This is a genomic window from Streptomyces sp. NPDC059850 (genome assembly GCF_042731515.1).
Classification (GTDB): Bacteria; Actinomycetota; Actinomycetes; order Streptomycetales; family Streptomycetaceae; genus Streptomyces.
Map to the genome: position 1 here is coordinate 1 of NZ_JBHWJI010000119.1, position 8,731 is coordinate 8,731.

Below are 8,731 nucleotides of genomic sequence, written 5' to 3' on the forward strand. Positions count from 1 at the left end.
GGGTGCAGGGGCGGAGCCCCGCAATGGGGTCCGGGGCGGAGCCCCGGCGGGGGTCCGGGGGCGGAGCCCTCGGTTTCGGGAAGGGGCGGGGTGGGGGCAATTCCAGCATGCGGACGGGCGGGGGGCTTCGCGGGGCGGCATGGCATACTCGCCCCAGGTCACGAGCGACAGCGACTTCGGCCCCGGCCCGCTGTCCGGCAACCCTCCGTCCGTGGCGGGGTGCCCCGGGTGATGACCAGGCCGCACGCAGCGAGGCGTGCGGCAAGCGCGGACCCCTCGCACTAGGGGTCCTGGTGGTCGAGGGAGTTCTTCCGTGACGCAGCGAATGCGCTAGGGCCGCAGCGCCCCGTTTTCCCCCAGCTCCGCGCGGAGCCACCGTGTATCACACCCGCCCGCGCGTTGAGCGAGTTCCGCATGCTCGCACACCCCTCGCACGCCCCTCGGGAGAATTCGCCATGTCCGCATGCCCTTCTGCAGTCGAGACCCCCGCCCTGCTCCCCGTCCTCGGCAGCGATGTCACCGTGCCGCTGGTCACCGGCGGCGAGGTCACCTACGCCGCGCTCGACTACGCGGCCAGCGCGCCCGCCCTGCGCAGGGTGTGGGACGACGTCGCCGCCTACGCCCCGTACTACGGGAGCGTCCACCGTGGGGCGGGTTACCTCTCGCAGCTGTCGACGGACCTCTTCGAGAGCAGCCGCAAGGAGGTCGCGGCGTTCCTGGGGTGCCGGGAGGACGACCAGGTGGTCTTCACCCGCTCGACCACCGATTCGCTCAACCTGCTGGCCGCCGCGCTGCCGACCGGCACCGAGGTGTTCGTGTTCGAGACCGAGCACCACGCCTCGCTGCTGCCCTGGGAGCGGCGGGAGGACACCCGGGCGACCTACCTGAGCGCGCCGCGCTCGCCCCGGGAGGCCGTGGAGACGCTGGAGAAGGCCCTGGCCGGACGGGACGGCGGCGGCCCGGCGCTGGTGTGCGTGACGGGCGCGTCGAACGTGACGGGCGAGCTGTGGCCCGTACGGGAGCTGGCCGGGGCGGCTCACGCGCACGGCGCCCGTATCGTCCTGGACGCCGCGCAGCTGGCCCCGCACCACCCGGTGGACATCGCGGAGGCGGACGTCGACTGGGTGGCGTTCTCGGGGCACAAGCTGTACGCGCCGTTCGGGGCGGGCGTCCTGGCGGGCCGGGCCGACTGGCTGCGCGAGGCGAGCCCGTACCTGGCGGGCGGCGGCGCCAGCCGTAAGGTCGCGCGCCGGGACGACGGCGGGGTGGACGTCGAGTGGCACACCACCGCGGCGCGCCACGAGGCCGGTTCGCCGAACGTGATCGGGGTGTACGCGATCGCCTCGGCCTGCAAGGCGCTGTCCGAGGCCGGGTTCGACGGCCTGGTGGCGCGGGAGCGGCAGCTGATCGCGAAGGTGCGGGAGGGGCTGGCGGAGGTGCCGGAGGTGCGGCTGCTGTCGCTGTTCGGCGACGACGCGCCGCGTGTGGGCGTGCTGTCGTTCGTGGTGGACGGCTGGAACAGCTCGCACTTCGCGGCGGCGCTCTCCGCCGAGTACGGGATCGGCGTCCGGGACGGGCTGTTCTGCGCGCACCCGCTGCTGCGGACCCTGCTGGACAGCGAGCCCGACGAGCCGGGGGAGTGCGGCGCGCCCGAGGCCGCCCCGGGCGAGCGCGCGCTGAACGCGATCCGGGTCAGCTTCGGCGCGGGCACGCCGGACGAGCATGTGGAGCGCTTCGTACGGGCCGTGAAGGAGCTGGTCCGGGACGGCGCGCGGTGGGACTACCGCACGGAGGACGGCCGCTGCGTGCCGGTCTCCTAGAAGGAACTAGCTGTCCAGGCCGATCGCGAAGGCCGCTTCCAGGTCGTGCTGGGAGTACGTGCGGAAGGCGATGTGGGTCTCGGTGGAGGCCACCCCCGGCAGCTTGCTGATCTGGCCCGTGATGATGTCCGCGAGGTCGTCATGGCGGGCCACCCGCACCATCGCGATCAGATCGTGCGCGCCGGTGACCGAGTAGACCTCGCTCACGCCCTCCAGCGCGGCGATCTTCTCGGCGGTCTCCGGGATCCGGTCCACGCTGGTCTTGATGAGCACGATCGAAGTGATCACGGCTGGCTTTCTCCCTCGCTGGGCCTCGCTGCGCCGCCCACTCTATCCGGCCGCCCGAAGCGGGCCCACGCGTAGAGAAAACCGAGGGTGAAGCCCACGAGGTGGGCGAGGTAGGCCACCCCGGGGCGGGCGTCGGCCTGGCGGGCGGCGAGCCACTGGAGGGTGACCCAGAAGATCAGCACGGCCCAGGCGGGAAAGCGCAGCGGGAGGAAGAAGAGGAACGGGAACAGGCTGGTCACCCGGGCGCGTGGAAAGAGCCAGAGGAAGGCGCCGAGGACGCCGGAGATGGCACCGGAGGCGCCGACCAGCGTCTGCGGCGAGGAGGCGTGGGCGACGGCGTAGCCGAGGAGGGCGAGATAGCCGGTGCCCAGGTAGAAAAGCGCGAAGTGCGTACGTCCCATGCGCTCCTCGGTCATCGCCCCGAAGACGTAGAGAAACAGCATGTTGCCGAGGAGATGCAGCCAGTTGCCGTGGACGAAGAGCGCGGTCAGCGGGGTCAGCGGCTCGGCGGGGGTGCCGCTCCACAGGGCGCTGGGGACGACTCCCCAGCGCTCGAAGTACGAGGTCTGGGCCTGGAGAAGGTCCCCGCCGGAGCCGTAGCGGGGGTCGAGGCCGGAGGCCGGTCCGAGGACGAAGATCAGGCAGCAGGTGATGATGAGGGCGTACGTCATCACGGGACGGCCGGACCCCGCCGACTTCTCGATCATGGGCAGATCATCGCGTACCCGGCACAACCTGCACAGAGCGCCTCGCCGCCGCCCAGGGGCGGGTACGGGCCCGACACCGCCCGGGCCTCAGGCCGTAGGGTTACAGGACGCCGATGAGCCGAGAAGCGAGGACGCGACACCATGGCCGTTCCCACGCCGACAGCCGAGACCCGCTGGCGCTGCACGCTGTGCGGCAACCTCACCCGTTTCGATGTGACCCGCTCGACGAAGGCGGTGGAGTTCGTGCATCTGGACCTGGCCGGGGAGGCTCGGGTCGAGGAGCGCGATGTGGTCAGTGAGACCATTGAGTCAGTGCGTTGTCGCTGGTGCAACGCGGTCGACCAGATCGAGCTGGTGGACCGGCCGAGCACGAACGCGAAGGCCTGAGAGCAGGCCTGAGAGACGGAGCGAGGAGAAGGTCGTGGACCGGACGGGCGGGCCCGGGACGGCCGGTGACGCCGAGGGCGTCGCCGAGGCGCTGGACCGCCCCCTGCCGGAAGGGGTGCGGCGGCGCGTGGTGGCGCTGGTCGCCGACGCGTTCGGTGGGCTGACGGTCACCGAACTGCCACCCCAGCTGCGGCAGTACGCCCGGTTCACCCCGAACCGGCGCGCGAAGTTCGCGGGGAACGCGATGGCCGCCGCGGTGGAGAGCGACCCCGTCTTCCGGCAGCGGATCGGGCAGCGGCTGCGCGAGACCCAGACCGAGCTGGCCGAGGCCATCGAGGGCGGTTCGCCGCCCGCGGCCGCCGATCCGGTGGACGTGGCGGCGGTGGCGTACGTGCTGCGCCCGGTGGGCTGGGTGAAGCTGGTCGAGGCGGCGGGCGAGGAGGCCCAGCGGGCCTCGGCCGAGCGGGCCGGTGAGGAGGCGGAGCGCGAGCTGCACCGGCTGCGCGAGGAGCTGGCCGCCGCCCGCGCGGCGTCACGTAAGGAAACGGAACGGATCCGCGCCGAGCTGGACGCGGCCCGTAAGGAAACGGACTCGGTGCAGCGCAAGCTGCGCAGTGCGCAGAGCGATGTGAAGCGCGGGGCGGCGGCGCTGCGCAAGGCCGAGGGCGAGCTGGAGACCGTGCGCTCGGAGGCCGCGACGCGGCAGGCGGCCGCCGACGGCGAGGCGCGGCGGCTGCGGGCCCGGCTCTCGGAGGCGGAGTCGGCGCTGGAGGCCAGCCGGCGGGCGGTGCGCGAGGGCCGCAGCGTGGAGGACATGCGGCTGCGGCTGCTGCTGGACACGGTGCTGGACGCGGCCCAGGGACTGCGCCGCGAACTGGCGCTGCCGCCCGCGTCGATGCACCCGGCGGACACGGTGGACGCGGTCGAGCCGGGGAAGATGACGCCGAAGGACATAGCGACCAGGGCGCTGTCGGAGACGGATCCGGCGCTGCTGGACCAGTTGCTGGAGCTGCCGCAGGCGCATCTGGTCGTGGACGGCTACAACGTCACCAAGACCGGCTATCCGACGATGCCGTTGGAGAAGCAGCGGCTGCGGCTGCTGGGCGGCCTCGCGGTGCTCGCGGCGCAGACCGGCGCGGAGATGACGTGTGTCTTCGACGGCGCTGAGCTGGCGGCTCCGGTGCTGCTGGCGCCGCCGCGCGGCGTACGGGTGCTGTTCAGCAAGCCCGGCGTGACGGCGGACGAGCTGATCCGGCAGCTGGTGCGGGCCGAGCCGCCGGGCCGTCCGGTGGTCGTCGTGTCGACCGACCGGGAGGTCGCGGACGGGGTCGCGCGCGCCGGAGCGCGCCCCGTGGCATCCGCCTTGTTGCTCAAGCGGCTTGCGCGCACCTGACCCGGGTACCTGACCGTCGCTCAGCATCAGCACAGCGTCAAATGACCGTCACTGCCCGTGCGATGTTTGTAAAAGATGCGTCTGTGGCCAATTTTTTCGTCGTCGGGATTTGAACGGATCACGGCAGGGTCACTAATGTCGGCTCGAACCTTCGCGCGGTAGATCACCCATCCGGGGTGACAGCGGGGGTACCGTCGAGTCCGCGGCGTATCCGTGGAGCCGGGGTCGCTTTCCACCCCCCGGTAGGCGGCCGGAGGAAGAAGGAGATCGCCTTCGTGGCGTCCCACCGTCGACCCAAGCAGCCGAGCCGCACTCGGGTAACCGTACTCACGGCGACCGCCGCAGCCGCCGTCGCGCTCACGTCCCAGGCCGCCCAGGCCGCTCCGAAGCAGGACAAGAAGGACGTCAAGGAGCAGGTCGACAAACTCTACGAAGAGGCGGAGCAGGCGACCGAGAAGTACAACGGCGCCAAGGAGAAGCAGGAGAAGCTGGAGCAGCAGGTCGGCGACCTCCAGGACAACGTGGCGCGCGGTCAGGAGGACCTGAACAAGCTGCGCGACGGCCTGGGCTCGATGGCCACCGCCCAGTACCGCACCGGCGGTATCGACCCCTCCGTACAGCTGATCCTCTCCTCCGACCCGGACACCTACCTCGACAAGGCGTCCACCCTCGACCAGGTCAGCGGCAAGCAGGCCGAGTCGCTGCGGAAGATCGCCGACAAGCAGCGCACGCTCAAGCAGCAGCGCGAAGAGGCGTCCACCAAGCTGCAGGACCTGGCGGACACCCGGAAGGCCCTGGGTGACAAGAAGAAGCAGATCCAGGGCAAGCTCACCAAGGCCCGCAATCTGCTCAACACCCTCACCGAGCAGGAGCGCGCCAAGCTGGCGGAGGAAGAGCGCGAGCGCGCCAACCGCGCCAGCAGCCGGGTCGACCTGGGCAGCGACGTGCCCGACTCGCAGCGTGCCGCCGCCGCGCTGGCCGCCGCCAAGACCAAGATCGGCTCCCCGTACGTCTGGGGCGCGACCGGCCCGTCCTCCTTCGACTGCTCCGGCCTCACCGGCTGGGCGTACCAGCAGGCCGGGGTCCAGCTGCCGCGCATCTCCCAGGACCAGGCCAACGCCGGTACCCAGATCGGCCGCGGCGAGCTGAAGCCCGGCGACCTGGTGATGTTCTACAGCGACCTGCACCACATAGGCCTGTACGCGGGCAACGGGCAGGTGCTGCACGCGCCCAAGCCCGGCGCCAATGTGCGCTTCGAGTCGATGGACAACATGCCGTTCCAGTTCGGCGTGCGGATCTGACGTCCGTTCGGGCGAATCGGTACAACTCCCCACGACTCCCGCCCCGTCGGTGACCTGCGGTCTCCGGCGGGGCGTCAGTTTGTGTGCCCGCGATCGGCTTTGGACCCGGGGTGGTCGCGCCGCTACTGTCTGCGCGCAGTTCCTCACCGACTCCGCGGAAGGGAGTGCGGCTCCCATGGCGTCCTCTCGCCGCATCTCGAAACCCGGGCCCGTCCGGGCCACCGTCGTCCTCACCGCCGCCTCGGCGGCCGCCGCCACCGGCGCCGCGCTGGCCGCCCCGGCCGGGGCCGAGCCCCACGACACCACCTCGGTGGGCCACTCCTCGGCCCGGACCGCCGCCGACCGGATCGACCGGCTCTACGAGCAGGCGGAGCGGGCCACCGAGCGCTACAACGCGGCCAGCACCCGCACCCACCGGCTGCGCCGCCAGGTCGACCGGCTCCAGGACCGGGCGGCCCGTGGCCAGGAGCGGGTCAACCGGATGCGGGTGGCGCTCGGCGCGATCGCGGGCGGGCAATACCGCACCGGCGGCTTCGACCCCGGTCTCGCGCTCCTGCTCTCCTCCGACCCGGCCCACTACCTCGACCAGGCCGCCATGCTGGACCGCATCAGCAGCCGCCAGGCCGGTCAGCTACGGGTCCTGGCGCGCGCCCAGCGCACCCTGCGGCAGCAGCGCACCGAGGCCGCGGCGCAGCTGGTGAAGCTGGAGCGCGGCTGCCGGGCCGTCGCCCTCCACAAGCGCGAGGTCCAGCGCAAGCTGGCCACCGCGCGACGGCTGATGGGCGCGCTGCGGCCGGGGGAGTACGAGACGTACGCACGCGCCTCGCGCGCCGGAGATGGGCGCGGGTACGGGGCGCACGGCGTGCCCGGCGCGCCCTCTGGTGGCGCGCACGCAACGACCGGTCCCGGGCCGTCCTCGCCGCGCGCCGCGGCGGCCTTCGGTGCGGCGCGGGCCGCGCTCGGTCTGCCGTACGCCTGGGGCCAGGCCGGGCCCACCGCCTTCGACTGCTCCGGGCTGACCCAGTGGGCGTACCGCCGCGCCGGGGTGGCGATCCCCCGCACCTCCCAGGCCCAGGCCCACACCGGGCAGCACGTGCCGCTCTCCCAGGCCCGCCCCGGCGACCTGGTCGTCTACCGATCGGACGCCGGGCACGTCGCGATGTACGCCGGGGGCGGGCAGGTCATCCACGCGCCCTACCCGGGGGCGGCGGTCCGCTACGACCCCGTCGGCATGATGCCGATCTTTTCCATCACGCGCGTCTGAAGCGCGGCGGCGGCTCGTACGATCTATGGCGTGACGGGTCGGTGGAGATCGGGGCGATGGCGGGCGGCACTCTGTCTGCCGGTGGTGTGGGCGCTGCCGCTGGCCGCGCTCACCGCGTGCGGTACGTCCGTGCCGCCCGACGACCCCGCGGGGCGTGACGGGCGCGCCGTGCAGCGCATGCTCGACCAGCGCGCCGCGGCGGTCCGCAGCCGGGACGCGGGCGCCTTCCTCGCCACCGTCGACCGTGGCTCGGACGGCTACCGGGCCGAGCAGCGGCGGGTGTTCCGGCGGCTGTCCGCCGTGCCGCTGCGCTCCTGGACGTACCGGCTGGTGCACACCGGCGGCTTCCGGCCCGCCGACGGCACCGGCCGCCGCCTCGCCGCCCAGGTCGAACTCCGCTACCGGCTCGCCGGTTACGACACCGCGCCCGTCGTCGCCCCCCAGTACCTGACGCTCGCGCAGCGCGGCGGGCGGTGGTTCGTCGCCGACGACGACGGCCGGGTGGACGGCAAGCGCGGCGTCGACCAGCTGTGGGACCAGGGCCGGGTCGACGTCGTCCGGGGCAAGCACAGCCTCGTCCTGGGCGTCGGCCAGAACCGCCGCCTGCTGCGCGGCGTCGCCGCCACCGCCGACCGGGCCGTGCCCGCCCTGGACCGCGTCTGGCCCGGCTCCTGGGCCGGGCGCGTCGTCGTCGAGGTGCCCGCCTCGCTGGACCGGATGGCGGCCCTGCTGGGGGCCTCCGCGGGCGGCTACCGGGGCATCGCGGCCGTCACCACGGGTGAGGTGGGCGGGGCGAGCGACTCCTCGCCCGCCGACCGGGTGATCGTCAACCCCGACGCGTACCGCGCTCTTGGCGACTTCGGCCGTCAGGTCGTGATCACCCACGAGACGGCCCATGTCGCCACCCGCGCCGCCACCACCGCGGCCACCCCGCTGTGGCTCTCCGAGGGCTTCGCCGACTGGACCGGCTACCGCACCCCCGGGCGTACGCCGCGCCAAGTCGCCCCCGAACTCTCCGAGTCCGTCGCGAGCGGCCGCCTCCCGAAGGCCCTCCCGTCCGACGATGCCTTCCGCTTCGGTAGCCGCCCGGACCGGCTCTCCGAGGCGTACGAGCAGGGGTGGCTGGCCTGCCGGATGATCGCCGATCGGTGGGGGGCGGGGAAGCTCGTCGCCCTCTACCGCGCGGTGGGCGCCGCGCCGAGGCGGGAGGGGGCGGTGGAGGCGGGGCTGCGGGATGTGCTGGACGTCAGCCTGCCGGAGTTCACGGCGCAGTGGCGCAAGTACGTGGCCACAGCCCTGAGCTAGCCCCGCCGGGGCCGGGGGTTTCGTGGCCGGGTGCGGGCCGGTGGCCGGAGTTGTCCCCCACCCCGCCCCTTCCCGCAGCATCGATATGCGGCTCCGCCGCGCGGGGGGCGCTGCCCCGGGCCCCGGGGGTTTCGTCGCCGAGTGCGGGCCGGTGGCCGGGTTGTGCCCACCCGTTCCTCCCCCAGCTACCGCTGGGAGGTGCCCCCCGGCGGAACGATTGCCCACAACGCTCCAGCCTCTCCGGCGTTTGAGGAGCGGGGGTGCAG

The 8,731-nt window shown here is 73.3% G+C and carries 8 protein-coding genes and 1 riboswitch; of the genes, 6 read left to right on the top strand and 2 right to left on the bottom strand.

Annotation, left to right across the window (positions count from 1 at the left end; translation table 11 throughout):
• Positions 1-156: 156 nt before the first annotated feature.
• A riboswitch (SAM riboswitch) is annotated at positions 157-274 on the top strand.
• Positions 275-455: 181 nt separating this feature from the next.
• Positions 456-1,820 (top strand): aminotransferase class V-fold PLP-dependent enzyme, encoded by a 1,365-nt coding sequence (locus ACFV9T_RS42085; protein WP_385449027.1) that lies wholly within the window; start codon positions 456-458, stop codon positions 1,818-1,820.
• A 6-nt stretch (positions 1,821-1,826) separates the two neighbouring features.
• Here ACFV9T_RS42085 and ACFV9T_RS42090 read toward each other — a convergent pair whose 3' ends face one another.
• Positions 1,827-2,108: an Lrp/AsnC family transcriptional regulator gene (locus ACFV9T_RS42090; RefSeq protein WP_385449028.1), complete on the bottom strand. Its 282-nt coding sequence runs from the start codon at positions 2,106-2,108 to the stop codon at positions 1,827-1,829.
• On the bottom strand, positions 2,105-2,815 hold the full coding sequence (locus ACFV9T_RS42095) for a rhomboid family intramembrane serine protease (protein ID WP_385449030.1): 711 nt from the start codon (positions 2,813-2,815) through the stop codon (positions 2,105-2,107). Before ACFV9T_RS42095 ends, ACFV9T_RS42090 begins: the two co-directional genes overlap by 4 nt.
• Positions 2,816-2,956: 141 nt before the next feature.
• Between ACFV9T_RS42095 and ACFV9T_RS42100 the strand changes: the two genes are divergently transcribed.
• The 5 genes from ACFV9T_RS42100 (at position 2,957) to ACFV9T_RS42120 (ending at position 8,465) form a co-directional block, all read left to right on the top strand.
• Complete coding sequence (locus tag ACFV9T_RS42100; protein WP_385449033.1) at positions 2,957-3,202, top strand: hypothetical protein; 246 nt, start codon at positions 2,957-2,959, stop codon at positions 3,200-3,202.
• Between the two features lie 34 nt (positions 3,203-3,236).
• The gene (locus ACFV9T_RS42105; RefSeq protein ID WP_385449035.1) at positions 3,237-4,595 is read left to right on the top strand and encodes an NYN domain-containing protein; all 1,359 of its coding nucleotides are present in this window, start codon (positions 3,237-3,239) and stop codon (positions 4,593-4,595) included.
• A gap of 275 nt (positions 4,596-4,870) precedes the next feature.
• The gene (locus ACFV9T_RS42110) at positions 4,871-5,896 is read left to right on the top strand and encodes an NlpC/P60 family protein (protein WP_385449037.1); all 1,026 of its coding nucleotides are present in this window, start codon (positions 4,871-4,873) and stop codon (positions 5,894-5,896) included.
• Positions 5,897-6,071: 175 nt separating this feature from the next.
• Entirely contained in the window at positions 6,072-7,160 is a 1,089-nt protein-coding gene (locus tag ACFV9T_RS42115) for an NlpC/P60 family protein (RefSeq protein ID WP_385449039.1), read from the top strand.
• A 99-nt stretch (positions 7,161-7,259) separates the two neighbouring features.
• The gene (locus tag ACFV9T_RS42120) at positions 7,260-8,465 is read left to right on the top strand and encodes a hypothetical protein (RefSeq protein WP_385449041.1); all 1,206 of its coding nucleotides are present in this window, start codon (positions 7,260-7,262) and stop codon (positions 8,463-8,465) included.
• The last annotated feature ends 266 nt before the right edge of the window (positions 8,466-8,731 follow it).

Coding starts and splice junctions, on each gene's coding strand:
- ACFV9T_RS42085 (WP_385449027.1), top strand. CDS start 456: ATGTCCGCATGCCCTTCTGCAGTCGAGACCCCCGCCCTGCTCCCCGTC.
- ACFV9T_RS42095 (WP_385449030.1), bottom strand. CDS start 2,815: ATGATCGAGAAGTCGGCGGGGTCCGGCCGTCCCGTGATGACGTACGCC.
- ACFV9T_RS42100 (WP_385449033.1), top strand. CDS start 2,957: ATGGCCGTTCCCACGCCGACAGCCGAGACCCGCTGGCGCTGCACGCTG.
- ACFV9T_RS42115 (WP_385449039.1), top strand. CDS start 6,072: ATGGCGTCCTCTCGCCGCATCTCGAAACCCGGGCCCGTCCGGGCCACC.